General features: G+C 61.2%; 16 protein-coding genes. 10 read left to right on the top strand and 6 right to left on the bottom strand.

What is annotated here, in order from left to right; genetic code table 11:
• Window positions 1–28 precede the first annotated feature (28 nt).
• Window positions 29–1,639: an ABC transporter substrate-binding protein gene (locus tag R4P64_RS10500; protein WP_317544784.1), complete on the top strand. Its 1,611-nt coding sequence runs from the start codon at window positions 29–31 to the stop codon at window positions 1,637–1,639.
• Window positions 1,640–1,862: 223 nt separating this feature from the next.
• Here R4P64_RS10500 and R4P64_RS10495 read toward each other — a convergent pair whose 3' ends face one another.
• Window positions 1,863–2,696, bottom strand: coding sequence for a phosphatase PAP2 family protein (locus tag R4P64_RS10495; RefSeq protein WP_317820668.1), 834 nt, complete (start codon window positions 2,694–2,696; stop codon window positions 1,863–1,865).
• A gap of 106 nt (window positions 2,697–2,802) precedes the next feature.
• Between R4P64_RS10495 and R4P64_RS10490 the strand changes: the two genes are divergently transcribed.
• Window positions 2,803–3,480 (top strand): response regulator transcription factor, encoded by a 678-nt coding sequence (locus R4P64_RS10490; RefSeq protein WP_033234324.1) that lies wholly within the window; start codon window positions 2,803–2,805, stop codon window positions 3,478–3,480.
• Between the two features lie 3 nt (window positions 3,481–3,483).
• Here R4P64_RS10490 and R4P64_RS10485 read toward each other — a convergent pair whose 3' ends face one another.
• A complete protein-coding gene (locus R4P64_RS10485; RefSeq protein WP_317544790.1) occupies window positions 3,484–4,869 on the bottom strand; it encodes an ATP-binding protein in 1,386 nt (461 codons plus the stop codon).
• A 121-nt stretch (window positions 4,870–4,990) separates the two neighbouring features.
• Here R4P64_RS10485 and R4P64_RS10480 point away from each other — a divergent pair, with 121 nt between their 5' ends.
• Window positions 4,991–5,518: a hypothetical protein gene (locus tag R4P64_RS10480; protein WP_317544791.1), complete on the top strand. Its 528-nt coding sequence runs from the start codon at window positions 4,991–4,993 to the stop codon at window positions 5,516–5,518.
• A gap of 43 nt (window positions 5,519–5,561) precedes the next feature.
• On the opposite strand, the gene R4P64_RS10475 is transcribed toward R4P64_RS10480, so the two are convergent.
• Window positions 5,562–6,104: a putative immunity protein gene (locus R4P64_RS10475; RefSeq protein WP_317544797.1), complete on the bottom strand. Its 543-nt coding sequence runs from the start codon at window positions 6,102–6,104 to the stop codon at window positions 5,562–5,564.
• 93 nt (window positions 6,105–6,197) lie between these two features.
• Here R4P64_RS10475 and R4P64_RS10470 point away from each other — a divergent pair, with 93 nt between their 5' ends.
• From R4P64_RS10470 to R4P64_RS10450, 5 genes are all read left to right on the top strand, one after another.
• A complete protein-coding gene (locus R4P64_RS10470) occupies window positions 6,198–7,358 on the top strand; it encodes a pyridoxal phosphate-dependent aminotransferase (protein WP_033233918.1) in 1,161 nt (386 codons plus the stop codon).
• 64 nt (window positions 7,359–7,422) lie between these two features.
• Entirely contained in the window at window positions 7,423–8,028 is a 606-nt protein-coding gene (locus R4P64_RS10465; protein ID WP_141486485.1) for a TetR/AcrR family transcriptional regulator, read from the top strand.
• A 40-nt stretch (window positions 8,029–8,068) separates the two neighbouring features.
• Window positions 8,069–9,490, top strand: coding sequence for an adenylosuccinate lyase (purB, locus tag R4P64_RS10460; protein WP_172935789.1), 1,422 nt, complete (start codon window positions 8,069–8,071; stop codon window positions 9,488–9,490).
• Window positions 9,491–9,556: 66 nt separating this feature from the next.
• Entirely contained in the window at window positions 9,557–9,973 is a 417-nt protein-coding gene (locus R4P64_RS10455) for an HIT family protein (RefSeq protein ID WP_287160609.1), read from the top strand.
• 299 nt (window positions 9,974–10,272) lie between these two features.
• Entirely contained in the window at window positions 10,273–10,932 is a 660-nt protein-coding gene (locus tag R4P64_RS10450; RefSeq protein WP_033233922.1) for a response regulator transcription factor, read from the top strand.
• 55 nt (window positions 10,933–10,987) lie between these two features.
• Here R4P64_RS10450 and R4P64_RS10445 read toward each other — a convergent pair whose 3' ends face one another.
• Window positions 10,988–11,905, bottom strand: a complete 918-nt coding sequence (locus tag R4P64_RS10445) for a tyrosine-protein phosphatase (RefSeq protein WP_045068764.1) — start codon at window positions 11,903–11,905, stop codon at window positions 10,988–10,990.
• 294 nt (window positions 11,906–12,199) lie between these two features.
• Here R4P64_RS10445 and R4P64_RS10440 point away from each other — a divergent pair, with 294 nt between their 5' ends.
• Window positions 12,200–13,093 carry a phosphoribosylaminoimidazolesuccinocarboxamide synthase gene (locus R4P64_RS10440; protein ID WP_045068766.1) on the top strand — a complete coding sequence of 298 codons (894 nt, stop codon included), beginning with the start codon at window positions 12,200–12,202 and terminating at the stop codon, window positions 13,091–13,093.
• Window positions 13,090–15,207 carry a S9 family peptidase gene (locus tag R4P64_RS10435; RefSeq protein WP_317820660.1) on the top strand — a complete coding sequence of 706 codons (2,118 nt, stop codon included), beginning with the start codon at window positions 13,090–13,092 and terminating at the stop codon, window positions 15,205–15,207. Before R4P64_RS10440 ends, R4P64_RS10435 begins: the two co-directional genes overlap by 4 nt.
• On the opposite strand, the gene R4P64_RS10430 is transcribed toward R4P64_RS10435, so the two are convergent.
• Together R4P64_RS10430 and R4P64_RS10425 are read right to left on the bottom strand one after the other, a co-directional pair.
• A complete protein-coding gene (locus R4P64_RS10430; protein WP_033233926.1) occupies window positions 15,204–15,893 on the bottom strand; it encodes a response regulator in 690 nt (229 codons plus the stop codon). The two genes, R4P64_RS10435 and R4P64_RS10430, sit on opposite strands and share 4 nt — an antisense overlap.
• Window positions 15,890–17,470 carry a sensor histidine kinase gene (locus tag R4P64_RS10425; RefSeq protein WP_141486483.1) on the bottom strand — a complete coding sequence of 527 codons (1,581 nt, stop codon included), beginning with the start codon at window positions 17,468–17,470 and terminating at the stop codon, window positions 15,890–15,892. Before R4P64_RS10425 ends, R4P64_RS10430 begins: the two co-directional genes overlap by 4 nt.
• Between the last annotated feature and the right edge of the window lie 105 nt (window positions 17,471–17,575).

The following is a 17,575-nucleotide window of genomic DNA, read 5'->3' as shown; positions in this document are numbered from 1 at the left end:
GCGACTTTCGAAAAGAAGGTTAGAAAAGATGAGACGACCGTCTCTTGCACGTGCAGGCACCATGTTCACTGCGTTGGCAGCTACCGTGGTGCTGCTTTCCGGATGTGCCGCTACCACTGATTCGGCGACCGATGCGTCCGGTGTGACGTCCGGCCTGGTCGGCGAACAACCAGACGGCGGCGAACCTACCTCCGGTGGCACGCTGTCCTATGCCACGCTCTCCGGAATCAGCAGCCTGGACCCGGTCAACCGCCAGGACAGCGGGGCAACCGGAGGTAGTGAGATGGCCGCCATCTACGACCTGTTGATTCGCTACGACACGGACGCCAAGGAATACAAGCCCCAGTTGGCGCAGTCTCTGGCAGTGAATGGCGACAACACCGTCTGGACATTGAAGCTGCGACCCGATGCGAAATTCAGCGACGGTACCCCTCTCGATGCGGACGCGGTGCAATGGAGCATCAATCGCTACCTGGAGAAGAACGGTCTGCAGACACAGGTATGGAAGGCTTCCGTCGCAGACATGACATCACCGGACCCGGCGACGGTGGTCTTCACCCTGAAGCAGCCCTGGAACGAGTTCCCGATCATGTTCACCACCGGACCGGGCATGATCGTCGCGCCCTCGTCCATGGCGACCGGGACGTTCACCCCTGTCGGTGCAGGGCCGTTCACCGTGGAAAAGTTTGCATCCCAGGAAGAATTGGTTCTCGCGGCGAGTTCGACTTACTGGAACGGACAACCTCGCCTGGCGAAGCTGCGCTTCCCGGTTATCCAGGGCGAACAAGCCAAACTCGAAGCGCTCCACAGTGGCGGCATCGACGCAGCGTACGTTCGACGATCAGAGGCCGTCCACAACGCACTGGCTGCCGGCGACATCGGCTACATCCACACCGTCAGTCTGGGAACCATCGGTCTGATCAACCAGCGAGAGGGCCGCGCAGCATCCGACGAGCGAGTGCGCAAGGCGATCGTTGCCGCGATCAACCCCGCCGTCTACAACGAGCGGGCCGAGGACGGCTACGGCATGCCCGGTAGCGACATGTTCCAGTCGTGGTCCCAGTGGCACGGCACGGTTGCAGCTGCCGGCTACGATCCCGAAGCCGCGAAGAAATACCTCGCCGAGGCCAAAGCCGACGGCTACGACGGCAAGCTCACCTACGTCGGATCGAACAGTGCCGAGACCCAGCGAAATGCCCTCGCCTACCAGTCAATGTTGCAGGCCGTCGGGTTCACCGTCGAAATCTCTTACAGCCCAAGCATTACCGACCTGGTCAAGAGGCTGTATGCCGACCACGACTTCGATGTCGCTCACGGGGGATTCAGTGTCCTCGAGGAGTCACCCTTCGTGAGAATGTACGGCAATTTCCACAGCGAATCCCCGTCGAACGTACTCGGCTACAAGAACGCGGAGATGGACCAGCTGCTCGCCCAACTGCAGACTGCGCCCACCGACGCCGACCGACTCGCCGTTCTCGAGAAGGTCCAAACCCTCGTCAACGACACGGCGCCCTTGGCCACTATCGGTGCCGGTAAGGTCCTCGTCACGTGGAGAAAGAACGTGCACGAGATCACGCCGAGCGCGGACGGAATCATGCTCTTCGGGAACGCCTGGCTCGCTGCCGATTCCGGGTCGTGAGCATGCCGCCACATCACCCTTGACCCGCAGTCCGTCGGTTGCCCCCGGACAGGGAACGCCTGAAAGACACACCGCAAGAAATGAACTGGTTCCTGATTGGGATTATCCGAATAGGAACCTGAGCGGCAAGAGCTTGGACCCGGTGTTGCATCGGGTCCAAGCCTCTGGGGCGGTGCCTGAACCTGCTGGTGGCGCATCGTCGACATGATTCTTCATGCCGTGTTCACAACGTGCGATATTCCGCAGCAGCAATTCTCGGGTCCGCCGACGTCGACGGTGTGAGGGCGTCGTGTTTCGGGCATGATCGGTTGTCGAGATACCGGAACGCCGCGCCGCCGATCGTGACAGCGAAAGTCGCGAGAGTTGCGCCGGCAACAACATCGGTGAGCCAGTGCACGCCCAGGTACAACCGAGTGAGCGCCACGACAAGAGTGACAACGACAGCCACGAGCATCAACAGCCGTTTGACTGAAGGTGTGTGCTGCATCGCAACAAGTAGAACAACGATGCCGATCAATGCCCCAGTGCCCGTTACATGTCCGGAGGGAAAGGAATGATCGGTCTCGAGGAGAACCTGAGAAGCTGTCGGGGGTCGCTCGCGAGCGACTACGGCCTTCATCACGGTGCTCGCCACCGCGGCCGAACCGACGGTGCCGACTACGACGATCCCGGGAATCACCGAGCGGGCCTGCCACGAAAGAACGGCGCCGGCTCCGATCCCGAGAATTGCTGTCGCAACTGGACTTCCGAGATCGGTCACGGCCACTGCAATCTGGTTGAGTCCGTGGCTTCGATGCGCGATCATCCATTCCGTCACAGGGCCGTCGAATCGGGACAACCACCCGTTGTGCATCACGGCAACGGAGAGGGTTACCAGAGCGACGATCAATCCGGTTGCGCGAATGACGCTCGATCGCAGCGTCGACGCCTGGTAGATCGAACCGAAAACGAACAGAGCGGAAGCCAAGACGACAGCAGTCACAGCAATTTCTGCGCTGGAGCTTTCGGTCAGCACTTCGGTGACCGCGGTTCGCACGGCCGAGACAGTTGCAGGCATAGCCCGAAGTCTGCCGAGACGATGCTGAAGAAACGCTGAATGCACATTCGGTAACAGTGCGGGATCTGGTCTACTGGTTTCGGTATCGACGGAAATGGAGCCTGTGGTGCGAGTGCTGGTGGTCGAGGACGAGGTGCGCCTGGCTGAGACGATTCGGCGGGGGCTAGTGGCCGAAGGCTTTGTGACCACTGTCGAACACAATGGTGACGACGGGTTTGTCACTGCGTGTAGCAACGAGTTCGACGTGATAGTTCTCGACATCATGCTCCCCGGGAAACACGGCTACGACATTGTGCGTGACCTGCGCGCGCGTGCGGTCTGGACTCCGATCCTCATGTTGTCGGCGAAAGACGGGGAATACGACCTGGCCGACGCATTCGACCTCGGTGCCGACGACTACCTGGTCAAACCTTTTTCCTTTGTCGTGCTTCTCGCGCGCCTGCGCGCTCTGGTACGGCGCGGTGCTCCACAACGCCCGACGGTACTGACCGTTGGCGACCTTGCGCTCGATCCAGCTCGCCACCAAGTGAGCCGGGGTGCAACCGAATTGACGCTCACGCCACGCGAGTACAGCGTTCTCGAATTCCTGATGCGTAACAGCGGAGTTGTCGTGACGAAGCGCGAGATCGTCAGATCCGTCTGGGATATCAATTACGAAGGCGACGAAAACATCGTCGAGGTCTACATCGGATACTTGCGTAAGAAGGTTGACGTACCGTTCGGGAAACACAGTATCGAGACGGTGCGAGGTGTCGGGTACCGATTTGTGAGCGAATCGGACTGAAGGTCAGTCTTCGGTCGTCGGAATCACAATCTCGAATCTACTTCCACCGCCGAACCTTTCACTCATTGTGATTGTTCCACCATGCGCGGCGGCGATATCCGACGCGATGGCCAATCCCAGGCCGGTGCCGCCACCCTGCCGCGAGCGCGGGGAATCGAGCCTGACGAACCGGTCGAATATTCGCAGACGTTCGGCCTCGGGTATGCCCGGTCCGTCGTCCTCGATCACGATGTGTGCGCCGTCCTTGCTGTGGAAGCAGTGCAGCCACACCTGCGACCCCGCATGTCTGATGGCATTGTCGACGAGGTTGCGCACCAACCGGGTCAGCGAACGTGGGTCACCGCTGACTCGAACCGGCGCAATCTCCACTGTCACTGTGAGGTCCGAGATCCCGGCGATTCGGGTCTTTTCGGTGAGAAGGATGTCATCCAAATCGACATCGACTACGGCCCATGGGTGTTCGGCGTTGCTCTCGTCGGAACGGGCAAGTGTCAGAAGGTCGTCGATGAGTTGGCGCATTCGACGGGCCTCGGGCAGCAATGCATCTTCGATCAAGGCATCGTCGAGTAGTTCGGGGCGTCGATGTGCAAGTTCGAGAGCAGTTGTGATGGTGGACAACGGGCTTCGAAGTTCGTGGGAGGCGTCGCTGACAAACCGTTGCTGTGCTTGTGCGCCCTCGTCGAGGCGGGCCAACATGTCGTTCATTGTCCTTGCGAGGCGGGCAATCTCGTCGTTTCCCGACGGAACTGGCACTCGTTCGCCGCGGCTTCCGCTCGAGATCGACGCCACCCTGGATCGAATACGTTCCACGGGGGCCAGTGCGGAACCCACGAGGCGGTACGTCGCGAAAGCGGCCAACCCGAGAACAAACGGTCCCACCACCGCCAAAAGTATTGCCACAGCGGTCACTACGGATTCGACGGGTTCTCGGTCCGCCCCGACAAAGACGGTGACAGGCCCGGTAGGTGTCGCGACGCCGCGGCCGATAAGCCAGTAGTCGCCGTTGTCGTCCACTTCGACGCGACCGAGCGACGCAGCGTCTCCGGGTTCGAGCGTCTTTTGGGAAAGTAGTTGGTTTCCGGTACCGGGGGACTGCACCAGAACTCGATGATCCGGACCGACGATCTGAACGATCCCGACCTGGCTGTCCGTCGAGAGCAAGGACGGATCGAGATCGGCTGCGCTTTCCGCTGTGAGTTCCTGTACGAGTTGAGTGGCGCGAGTGTCCGCGGTGTCCTGCGCCGACAGTTGAAGCGAGTGTGCGAGAAGAAGTATGAGCGCGCACCCCGCTGCTACCAGGCAGAACGCTATGACCAGCGTCGACGCCACAGTCGAGCGGATACGAACACTCCACTGTGAGGGATGGAGAATCGACGACGCGAAGTTCATGCCGTCCAGTCTCGCCCAGGGAAGGAAGTATGCAAGATCCTTCTCAGCATCCTTTCAACTGAGGATCACTTATCGTGTGGTGTCGTTGGTGTCCGATAGTCGGGGGATTGCAATGGGGAACGTGCCAAGTGGTTCGCAAGACCTTCGTGTGGTCGGTGAGATTCAGGTGGACGAAGACGGCTTCTTCGCGTTGGTGAACACTTCGACCTACGAGGGTTTTGTGGACGAGGACTGGAGCCTGCCGCAACTGTTGGAGCATTTTGCGGCCGCGCGTCGGCTCGCGTCGGCATTTGTTGTATTCGTGGGCCCGGAGGCCGATGGCACAGCGGTGAATGTCAGGCTCGGTCACCCGAAACGTGTTCCCGACGACGGCGCATCTGCCCGGATCGATGTTACCGATGGAGTGCTTTTTGTCCCGTCGTTCACGGATCTGACGATGGCGGCCCAGTTCGCGGACAGCGCTGTCGTCGAGCATCCGGAGCGCACCACTCAGGTACACGTTCCGGGTGGAACTTACGAGATCCTTGCTTGGCGAACTGGGGAGTCGTTGCATGTCTCGCTGGAGCGGGTGGGTGAGCAGCCTCTTGCTGTACCGACAGATCAGTGGGATGGCACGATTGCGTGGTTTTCCGCACAACTCGGAAATTAGCTTGGTTGAATCGAAAAAGGTTTTAGGAGAGAGTGATTCGTCGCTAGGTTTCGAGGCGGCGTAGGGAGCTGTCGAGCGTGCTCATGAGTTGGGCAAGCCTGTTCTTCCCTATCGGGGGAGTCGGGTATCGCCCGAGGACATCGACCAGCACAGAGGTCGCGCGATCGCAGGTCGACTTTATGGACTGTGCTGCGGCGGCTTCATCGCCGCCCGCCTCGAGTTCGGCTACTCGGGCGGCACACGCCGCCGCTCGCAAGATGTGGCCGACCTGCGTCGCTCTCGCGATGGGGTGCAGGTAGGCAGCAGCTGCGGCGTCACCGCAGGCCCGTGCCGCGAGCTGCCCGGCCTCGCTCGTGATCTCCTGTGCAGCCCGGTGTGCATCGAGGGCGGCGACGCGCTGCAAGATCGTTCTCGGCGCTCCGTCGGCGAAAGCCCGTGCGGCGTCGAGTGCAGCTCGCGGGCGTGGGTCGTCGGGTGCTTCGGCCTCGAAATAGGGCAGTAGCTGTTGAGCGCTTTCGGCGGCGAACCTTGCGACTGTGCGTAACTCGTCTGCCGTCAATGGGAAGTCGCTGTGTGCCTGTGTCATCGCTTCGATTCTCTCAGGTGGCTTTCCAGACCGTAATGCTACTGATCGAGAACCCGCTGACACCCGATTGCCCGTACCGACTACCGTCGAGGTGTGCGCTCAGAATCTCGTCGATCGAACATCCAGACTTTCCACGTCATGGACGTGTGGAAAGCCGCCACCGAACGTCAGCGGACTCATGGTGACGTCCTGACGCTGGCGGCCGGCCAGCCGTCGACGCCGGCGCCCACCCCGGTGCTGGCCGCAACGCGCGAGATCCTCGGCACAGAACTGTTGGGATACACCGAGACGTTCGGCATTCTTCCGCTTCGTGAGGCCATCGCCCGGTACCACGCGCAGAGTTCGGGAATCACCGTCGACGCCGATGACGTCGTTGTCACCACCGGATCTTCGGGTGCATTCACCTTGCTGTTCCTGGCGGCGTTCGACGAGGGCGATACCGTCGTCGTGGCGCGTCCGGGCTACCCGGCCTACCGCAATACGCTTGCGGCGCTGGGATGTAACGTCGTGGAACTCGATTGTGGCCCAGCTACCAGGTACCAGCCGACCGTCGAGATGCTCGACGCGCTGCCGACGCCTCCGGCCGGACTGATCGTTGCCAGCCCCGCCAACCCGACGGGTACCGTCATCGCACCCGAAGAGCTTGCCGCACTGGCGAAGTGGTGCGACAAGAACGGAACATTGCTGATTTCCGACGAGATCTATCACGGCATCGGCTACGGAGACCAGCAGACGTCGAGTGCCTGGGAAACGTCCCGCGAATCCGTGGTCATCGGCTCGGTGTCCAAGTACTTCTCCATGACCGGGTGGCGTCTCGGCTGGATGCTGGTGCCCACTTACCTGCGTCGCCCGCTACAGAGACTGGCGTCGAACATGACCGTGTGCCCGCCCGCAATTTCGCAGTACGCCGCAATCGAAGCGTTCTCGGCGGAAGCGAAGATCGAGCTGGACGGCCACGTCGAGCGGTACGCGCTCAACCGTGAACTTCTGCTGACAGGCCTGCCGAAGCTCGGCATCACCGAACTTGCTCCTGCGGACGGCGCTTTCTACGTGTACGCCGATATCGGGCATCTGTGCGGCGACGAGGGCGCAACTGCCTGGTGTTCGCGGTTGCTGACAGATACCGGAGTTGCGCTTGCCCCGGGAATCGACTTCGACACGGTGCACGGAGATCGGATGGTTCGTCTCTCGTTTGCTGGTGCCACCGCGGATATCGAAGAGGCACTACGACGCCTCGAAACGTGGCTCACTTAACAATCAACAGGACGTTCGGGCTGTTTTCCGGTGCCGAGACTGCTGCTCCTGGCACGATGGAAACGTGTCGGGAGCCGCAACACCCAAGGGAGCGAAACGTCGCCAAGCGTTGGTGGCGTCTGCTGCTGAACTTTTGCTGGAGGGTGGATTCGACGCGGTTCGTCATCGCGCGGTCGCTGCCAGGGCCGGTCTTCCGCTGGCCTCGACAACCTATTACTTCGACTCACTCGACGATCTCATTGCGTGTGCCGTCGAGTTGAACGGCAACGCGGACATGGATGCCGTGCGCGCCCGGGTTGCCGCGGTGACTCAGCGTCGCCGGGGCCCGGAGTCCACCGTCGACCTGCTGGTGGAGGTTCTGCTCGGCGAAGACGAGAAGCGGCCGGAGAGCCGAGAACGATTGATCGCGCGGTACGAGAGATTTGTGGCGTGCGCCCGCCACCCGGCACTGCGTGAAGTCCAGTTGCGATTGCGCGCGCAACTGGACGAGGCGCTCACCGAGGCATTGGCACGGTCGGGTCGCACCAGCTCGGAAGGGCAGTTGCGACGCCTTGTTGCGATGGTCGACGGCGCCATGATCTCGGCCCTGGGGGAGTACGACCCCGACCCACGTGGATTGGCGCGCGGAATGCTCCTCGAATCCATCGACGTGATGGCCCCACCTGCGTAGGGGTAACAGCACTGTTCACGCACCGTTAGACTGAGGCCTCGTGAGCCGCATCCCGAATGTCCTTGCCAACCGTTACGCCAGCCCGGAGCTTGCAGCTCTGTGGTCTCCCGAGCACAAGATCGTGCTCGAACGACAGTTGTGGGTGGCGGTGTTGCGGGCACAGGCTGAGCTGGGCATCGACATTCCGGCCGACGCTATTGCCGATTACGAGCGAGTCATCGACAACGTCGATCTTGCGTCCATCGCGGATCGTGAGCGCGTCACCCGCCACGACGTGAAGGCACGTATCGAGGAGTTCAACGCTCTTGCCGGTCACGAGCAGGTTCACAAGGGCATGACCAGCCGCGACCTCACCGAGAACGTCGAGCAGTTGCAGATCGTCCGCTCACTCGAGCACGTCTACAGCCACGGCATCGCCGTCGCCGCCCGTCTGGGTGAGCGCGCTGCCGAGTACTCGTCCATCGTGATGGCCGGACGCTCGCACAACGTCGCAGCTCAGGCGACGACATTGGGCAAGCGTTTTGCTTCCGCAGCCGACGAACTGCTGGTCGGTTTGACCCGTCTGCGTGAGCTGATCGACCGTTACCCGCTGCGCGGAATCAAGGGCCCGATGGGCACCGCTCAGGACATGCTCGACCTTCTGGACGGTGATGCGGCGAAGCTCGAGCAGCTCGAGACTAAGGTTGCCCAGCACCTCGGGTTCACCAACGTTCTCACCAGCGTCGGCCAGATCTACCCGCGCTCGCTCGATCACGACGTCATCTCCGCGCTCGTTCAGGTGGGCGCAGCGCCGTCGTCGTTCGCTCACACCATCCGTCTGATGGCCGGCCACGAACTGGTGACCGAAGGCTTCCAGCCGGGCCAGGTCGGCAGCTCCGCGATGCCGCACAAGATGAACACCCGCTCGTGCGAGCGCGTCAACGGCCTACAGGTCATCCTGCGCGGCTACGGGTCCATGGCTGCCGAGATGGCGGGCGCTCAGTGGAACGAAGGCGACGTCTTCTGCTCCGTCATTCGCCGAGTCGCATTGCCTGACGCATTCTTTGCCATCGACGGCATGTTCGAGACGTTCCTGACCGTGCTCGCCGAAATGGGCGCATACCCGGCCGTCATCGAGAAGGAACTGACCCGCTACCTGCCGTTCCTCGCAACGACGCGCGTACTCATGGCAGCAGTTCGCGCCGGTGTCGGACGTGAGACCGCGCACGAAGCCATCAAGGAAAATGCTGTCGCCGTGGCACTCGCGATGCGTGAAGAGGGCAAGGAACCCGATCTGCTCGATCGCCTCGCTGCGGACGACCGCCTTCCCCTGGATCGCGCTGCCCTCGACGAGGCACTCGCGGACAAGGCGGCCTTCATCGGTGCTGCGTCGGCTCAGGTCGACGCCGTAGTGGCCGAGGTACAGAAGCTTGTCGACGCCAATCCTGAAGCTGCGGCATACGCGCCGTCGCCGATTCTGTAGGGGCTACGACCCCGTGCGCCTTTCTGGTAGTGGCCCCTGCCGAAAAGGCGCACAGGGTCGAAGACCATGAACTGCATCTTCTGCTCCATCATCGCCGGCGAAGTCGAGGCAAGTGTTGTCTACGACGACGCGAATGTACTTGCCTTCATGGATATTCGGCCGTTCACGTCGGGGCATCTGCTGGTGGTGCCGAAGCGTCATGCCAGCGGATTGTCGACCCTCGATTTCGACGAAGGTGCCAGGATATTTGCAGTCGCGCAAAAGATCGCCACAGCGATGCGTACCGGACATCTGCCCGTCGACGGGGTGAACCTGCATCTCTCCGACGGAGCCGTTGCAGGGCAGGAAGTTTTCCATGTTCATCTGCACGTCATTCCGCGCAATCGGGGCGACGGTTTCGGGCTTCGTGCAATTCCGCGCACACCCACCAGGTCAGTTCTCGACAGTACGGCTGCTGTCATCCGAGACGCCCTGATCCAGTAGTTCACCCGACGTGGGTGCTTCGGGGACTTTGGTTATCGAGCTACCGTGGGGCCGACTGCTGGTGGTATCGCCGATGATGCACATCGTGGTTCTCGTATTTCCGCTTCTACGGTCCGCTGGAACCTTATTTCGATCGAAGTTGGAAACTGGGAGATATCACTCTGGTCCGGTGAGGCGGAAAATTTATTGCGGTTATCGAACGTAAACGGGCAATCCGGCAAATCGGTGTAACTGTGCGTCTGCCATCATCGAGATCGATAACGTGGATTAAATACCACGCCGAGCTGGAGGATGATCGCGTGATTACAGTACTCATCGCCGACGATCAGCAAGTTGTCCGTCAAGGGTTCGAGCTTTTCCTCACCGATCACCCTCGCATCGAGGTCGTCGGCCATGCGGCATCGGGATTCGAAGCACTTCAGCAAGTCCGATTGCTTCAACCGGACGTGGTTCTCATGGATATCCGCATGCCGCACGGTGACGGGCTGACTGCGACTTTCGAGGTTCTGAAGGAATTCCCGAAAACTCGCATTATCGTCGTAACGACGTTCGACCTCGACGAGTACGTTTTTGGTGCGCTCGACCTAGGCGCGGTCGGGTTCCTGCTCAAAGACACCGACCCGGACGATTTGGTGGACGCGGTCATTGCCGCTGCAGACGGTGGCTCGGTATTGTCGCCGAAGCTCACCCGCAGAATGGTCGCCGAATTCGCGCGTCGTAAACCGTCTGCCCCAGTCGAATTTCCCGACCACGGATTGAGCGTTCGGGAAATGGAAGTGGTCCAGCTACTTTCGAGTGGGTTGGGTAACGGTGAGGTGGCCGACGCGATGAAACTCGAACTGAGCACGGTGAAATCGCATATCGGCAATATCTGCCGGAAACTCGATGTCCGCACGCGGGTGCAGATTGTCATCTGGGCGTATCGGAACAATATGGTGAGAGATTCACGGGTTCGATAAGAGCACGTGGTGTCCGCCTCCGCGAAGCGGCGACGAATACCACGTGAGAGTGCACTTATCCGAGCAGCTTTGCCTTCAGCGTTGCGATAGTCGACCGACTGAGTCCGAGGCCCTCGGTCAGGTAGCGGTCGATGGTTCCGTACGAGGATTCCACTTGATCGAGTCCGGCTTCGATGTAACCGGCCTCGACTCCGAGGAGAGGCTCCATATTGGTTGCCACTGCCGGACCAGCCACGCTGGAGATGTACGCGAGTGTTGCCTTGATGCTTTCGGTCGAGTACTCGTTGGTCAGCATGTAATCACTCATGATCGTGGCGCGGTCGACGCCGGCGATGCTCAGAAGCAACATCGAGGCCCAGCCGGTGCGGTCCTTACCGGCGGTGCAGTGAAAGACCTGTGGCCCATCGGTTTCCGCGAGCGACGTGAGCAGTTGAGTGAATCCGGCCCGTTCTGCGGTGCCCGTGACGAACGCGCGGTTTGCATCCTGCATCAACGACCGGGCTTCTTCGGGCGACTTGATCTGGAATGCCATCTGGTAGATGTCGCCGGCCAGGACCGGGATGTTCTCGTAAGCGACCCCGGCAGGCAGAACATCCGGCTTGTCGGCGATTTCGGCTGCGGTGCGCAGGTCGTAGACCTTGGTCAATCCGAGTGACTCCAAGGCAGCCATGTCGGCGCCCTTCGGTGTGATGGCATTGGCTCGGTAGAAAACACCCTTGTTGACGTGTTGGCCGAAGGAGCCCGAGTACCCGGATCCGGTCCCGGCGACGTCGCGGAAGTTGTCGATACCCACCAGGCGAGGAGCATCGGCAACCTGCTGTGAGCTGCCGAAATCCAAAGAGCCGAAGTCGAGCGAGCCGACGGGCGGCTGGGGAGCAGCCTGGGCAAGTGCAGCGCCGCCGATCAGGAGAGTGCTCGAGATCGCCAGTGCTGCGACGGCACGGACGCCGGTGTTGCGTGAAGTTCGTGACATGTGAAAGTCCTTCGTGGAGAGGGAATCTGAATTCGCGAGAGGCTCTGAATCGAGTGTGGACCCGCGAAACCCGCAAATTTGATGGGCCTCCCACCCAATGGGAGATCTGCTTCGGCGGGATTGTCTGCAAACTGGCAGTTCATCAACTGTGACGGCGGCCTCTCGCGCACCGGGCCTGGCTAGCTGCATTATCCGGTTAAGCAGGGCAGACGGCTCCCCGGACGGGGAGTCTCTGTACCCGTCCTGGCTACCAGGGTTCTGTACGAACTGCGAACGCCCGATAGGGTGATAAGCGTGCGTCCTACACTTGATTCCTACACTCATCTGGCCGGTGGCAAGGTCCGTGACCTTTACACGATCGACGACGAGCACTTGCTGCTGGTCGCGAGTGATCGGATCTCGGCCTACGATCACGTGCTCAGCACGCCGATTCCGGACAAAGGCCGCGTCCTCACCGCGATGAGCGTGTTCTTCTTCAACGTCCTCGGCGGCAACAATCACCTCGCAGGTGAGCCAGACGACGACCGCATCCCCGAAGAGGTTCTCGGGCGTGCGCTGGTTGTGCGCTCGCTCGACATGATTCCCGTCGAATGTGTGGTCCGAGGATTCCTCACAGGTTCCGGTCTGGTCGATTACCAGAAGACCGGCGCGGTGTGCGGCGTCAACCTTCCGGAGGGCCTCGTGGAAGCGTCACGCTTGCCCGATCCGATCTTCACCCCGGCGTCCAAGGCTGCTCTCGGAGATCACGACGAGAACATCAGCTTTGATCAGGTAGTGGAGAAGGTCGGTCAGACGCTCGCGATTCAGCTTCGTGAGGACACCCTCGACGTGTATGCGCGAGCATCCAATTTTGCCGCTGATCGCGGAATCATCCTCGCCGACACCAAGCTCGAGTTCGGTCTCGACGGGGGCGGCAATCTCGTGCTGGCCGACGAGGTGCTGACACCTGATTCCTCGCGGTACTGGCCACTCGAAGGCTACGAGCCTGGCAAGGTTCAGCCGAGCTTCGACAAGCAGTTCGTTCGCGACTGGCTGACCGGCCCCGAATCCGGATGGGATCGGGCGTCCGATACCCCGCCGCCGGCTTTGCCCCAGGAGATTGTCGACGCGACCCGTGCGCGCTACATCGAAGCGTACGAACGTATTTCCGGATTGTCCTTCGCAGATTGGGTCGGTCCCAGCGCATGAGCCTCGTCCCGCCGGTCGCGAAGAAGGTTCCCACCGAACGCACCCATCACGGACACACGTTCGTCGACGAGTACGAGTGGCTGCGGGACAAGGACAACGCCGAGGTAGTGGCGTATCTCGAAGCCGAGAATGCGTATACCGAAGAGCAGACGGCGCATCTGGAGCCGTTGCGCGAGAAGATCTTCCAGGAGATCAAATCGCGCACCCAGGAAACGGATATGTCGGTACCCACCCGGATGGGTAAGTGGTGGTACTACGCCCGTAGCGTCGAAGGTAAGTCGTACAACGTTCACTGCCGTTGCCCGATCGCCGACGACGGTGACTGGACGCCGCCCAACTTGACCCCCGGGGTTGAACTGGACGGCGAACAGATCCTCATGGACGGTAACCTCGAGGCAGAAGGGCACGACTTCTTCTCTCTCGGCGCGTTTTCCATCAGCGAGGACGGCACCCTGCTGGCGTACTCCGTGGACGTCGTCGGCGACGAGCGGTACACGCTGCGGTTCAAGAACCTCGAGACCGGGGAAATCCTCGGTGACGAGATTCCCGACACCGCTCCCGGCGCAACCTGGGCACTTGATCACAGCCATGTCTTCTACATGACTGTCGACGAATCCTGGCGTCCGGACACTGTGTGGCGCCACAAGCTGGGAACGCCGCAGAGCCAAGATGTTTCGGTGTTCCACGAACCGGATGAGCGGTACTGGGTGTCGGTCGGTTCGACGCGCAGCGAGAAGTACCTGGTGATCTGGGTCGGTTCCAAGGTGACCAGCGAGGGCTGGATCCTCGAATCGGCCAACCCGGAAGGTGACTTCCGTGTGATCATTCCGCGTCGTGAAGGCGTCGAATACGGCGCGGAGCATGCCGTGATCGGGGGAGAAGACCGCTTCCTCATCCTCCACAACGACGTAGTGGACGGTGTGAAGGCCGAGAACTTCGTGCTGGTGGAGGCTCCGGTATCGGATCCGATGAACATGACGACGTTGATCGCGCACAGCGACGACGTGCGGCTGGAAGAAGCCGAGGCTTTTGCCGGCCACATCGTGCTGAGTTACCGCCGCGAGGCGTTGACCCGAGTTGCCGTGTGGCCGTTGACAGCCGACGGCTACGGCGAGCGTCACGAGATCGATTTCGACGAAGAGCTCTTCAGTATCGGAATGGGATCGAATCCGGAATGGGCGCAGCCCACCATCCGGTTGGGCTTCACGTCTTTCATCACTCCCGGTCAGGTGTACGACTACTACGTCGCCAGCGGTGAACTGGCGCTGCGGAAGTCGCAGCCCGTGCTCGGCGATTTCGACGCGAAGAACTACGTGCAGCGACGTGATTGGGCAGTGGCCGAGGACGGTACCCGCATTCCGCTCTCGATCGTTCGCAAGGCCGGCGCCCCCGAAGGTCCGGCGCCGTTGTTGTTGTACGGCTACGGTTCCTACGAGGCCAGCATCGACCCGTCGTTCTCGGTTGCGCGGTTGTCGCTACTCGATCGCGGTGTTGTGTTTGTTGTCGCGCATGTACGCGGCGGCGGTGAGATGGGTCGGCATTGGTACGAGAACGGCAAGGCTCTCACCAAGAAGAACACGTTTACCGACTTCGTCTCCTGTGCACGGCATTTGATCGATACCGGCGTCACCGCCGCCGATCGTATGGTTGCCGACGGTGGTAGCGCGGGTGGCCTACTCATGGGTGCTGTAGCCAACCTCGCACCGGAACTCTTTGCCGGCATTCTTGCGAATGTGCCGTTTGTGGATCCGCTGACGTCCATCCTCGACCCGTCGCTGCCGCTGACGGTCATCGAGTGGGACGAGTGGGGAAATCCCTTGCACAACAAGGCCGTCTACGAGTACATGCACTCGTACAGTCCATACGAGAACGTGGAAGCCAAGGACTACCCGGCGATTCTGGCGATCACCAGTATCAACGACACCCGAGTGCTGTACGTCGAACCGGCAAAGTGGGTCGCGAAACTGCGTGCCACCAAGACCGGCGACGCTCCACTACTTCTCAAGACCGAGATGAGCGCAGGACACGGTGGTGTCAGCGGTCGTTACGAGAAGTGGAAGGAAGTTGCCTTCGAGTTCGCGTGGGTCCTCGACACTGTCGGGGCGGCGAACTAGCTTCTGCGGTAACGGACCTGGGGGCGCCCAGCACGTCCGTATTCGGTTTCCCGGGTGAGCAGACCGTCGTCTGCCAGTTTTTCGAGGTAGCGCCACGCTGTCACCCGGGATACGCCGACGGAAGCGGCAACTTCTGCTGCGGTGAGCGGAGTGTCGGTATCCCGAACGCACGCCGATACGAGTCCGAGCGTCTGGGAGGCAAAGCCCTTCGCCGACGCGGCCCGATCGTCGGAGGTGCGTAGTGCGGCCATCGCGCGATCGATGTCGTATTGACTCGCTGCGGATTCGCCGGCGGGCAGCGCTGCGCGGTACTCCACATACCGTTCGAGCTTGTCGCGGAATGCCGCAAACGTGAACGGTTTGAGCAGGTAGAGAACAATTCCGCGGGCAACGGCGGTTCGCACCACATCGAGGTCGCGAGCGGAGGTCACCGCAATGATGTCTGGGCTCGGACGCAACCCACCGAGCGCCGATGCAACATCGAGTCCGCTTGCGTCCGGTAGGCCGATGTCGAGGAGCACCAGATCGATGGACTCACCGGCGGCGTGCGCTTCCGTGACCGCTCGCAGAGTGGCCTGACCGCTGTGAACCACACCGTGCACGACAAACCCCGGCACTCGCTCCACATAGGATCGGTGCGCCTGCGCGATCAGTGGTTCGTCGTCCACCACGAGTACCCGGATCACCGCTGTGCCTGCCGTAGCGGGATGCGCACGACCAGCATGGAACCCAGCCCAGGCTCGCTCACGAAGGTGCCGCCGTGGCGTTTCACGATCTGCGAAACCAACGCGAGGCCGATGCCGCGGGATCCGGATTTGGTGGAATATCCACGCTCCTTGGCCCTTTCGAGGGCATCGGGCGTCATGCCTGGCCCACTGTCGGCCACCGCAACCACCATTGTCGAATCCTCTTCCATGACCGTCACTTCCACCCACGGCTGCTCGCTGGTCCGCGAGGCGTCAATGGCATTGTCCACCAGATTGCCGACCAGTGTGACCAACTCACGGGACGTGAGCGGCGTGAGAGCACCGAGTGCGGTGTCCTCGGTGACGGTCAACTCCACTCCGCGTTCGGTCGCCTCACTGAGTTTTCCGAGCAACAGAGCGGCCAGAGCCGGTTCCTGAACGGCATTGACGAGACGATCGATCAACTGCTGAGACAGCCGTAATTCGTTGGTGGCAAAGGAAACCGCCTCGTCGTATTTTCCAAGCTCCACCATCGTGATGATGGTGTGCAGGCGGTTGGCGCTCTCGTGGGCCTGCGAGCGCAGCGATTCTGCAAAATCGCGAACCGAATCGAGTTCGCCGAGAACATTCTGCAATTCGGTGTGATCGCGAATAGTCAGAACTGTGCCAATTCGCTTGCCCTCCCACTCAACCGGGTGCTGATTGACCACGAGTATTCGTTGATCGGTGAGGTGGACCTGATCAGTGGCCGAACTTGCGTCGACATCCCGCAACGTGGCCGGAATCGAGGACAGATCGACTCGGCCTTCCGGTAGATCGAGAAGGCGACGCGCTTCGTCGTTGACTATGTCCACCTGAGCCGTCCCGCCCCGTCCCCGGCCGATGACCACCAGTCCCTCACCGATGCTGTGGAGAACGGCGTCGTGATGCTCGTACATCGTGAGCAGTTCGTCGGGTGCCAGGCCCAGGGTCTGACGTCTGATTCGCCGACTTACCAACAACGAACTCAAAACAGCTGCAATCAATCCCGCGGCAGCAATTGTCAGGATGGTCGGAATGCTCTGGGCGAATTGCTTGCTGATCTCCTCTCGGGTGACGCCGACAGCCACCAAACCGACAAGCGTCCCACTCGCGTCGTAGACCGGTGTGACCGCGCGAATCGACGGGCCCAACGAACCTGCGTAGGTCTCGGTGAACGTCTCGCCTGCCAGCGCCCGGTCGATGTTGCCGGTGAACAATTCGCCGATCAGTTCGGGACTGGTATGGGTGTACCGGGTGCGATCGGGCGCCATCACCACGATGAAGTCGACGCCGGTGGCCATGCGAATTTTCTCGGTCTGCGGTTGCAGAATCGCGGTCGGGTCGTCGCTGGAGAGCGCCTGCGCGGTGGAGTCCGTCAAGGCCAGTGTCTCGGCGATCGAGCTCACCTGCCGACTAATGGCGTCGTCGCTGTCACCTCGCTCGTCCACTACGGCCAGTGCCGCTCCCGCGCCGATGACCAGCGACAACAGCGCAAGCTGCAGCAGCAGGATCTGCCGGGCGACGCTCATGCGTCGGCGACTGCGTCGTTGGACCATCGGTTACTCCTGAACGTTATGAACACAAACTTCACGCCTTACACATTTCCAACAAGAATTCTCCACGAACTCGAGTGATCCCCATCACTTCACTGATTTCCATCA

The organism is Rhodococcus sp. IEGM 1366 (assembly GCF_033142425.1).
Taxonomy (GTDB): Bacteria; Actinomycetota; Actinomycetes; order Mycobacteriales; family Mycobacteriaceae; genus Rhodococcus_F; species Rhodococcus_F globerula.
The sequence above is the reverse complement of the archived record's forward strand: the minus strand, read 5'-3'. Positions and strand labels throughout refer to the sequence as shown.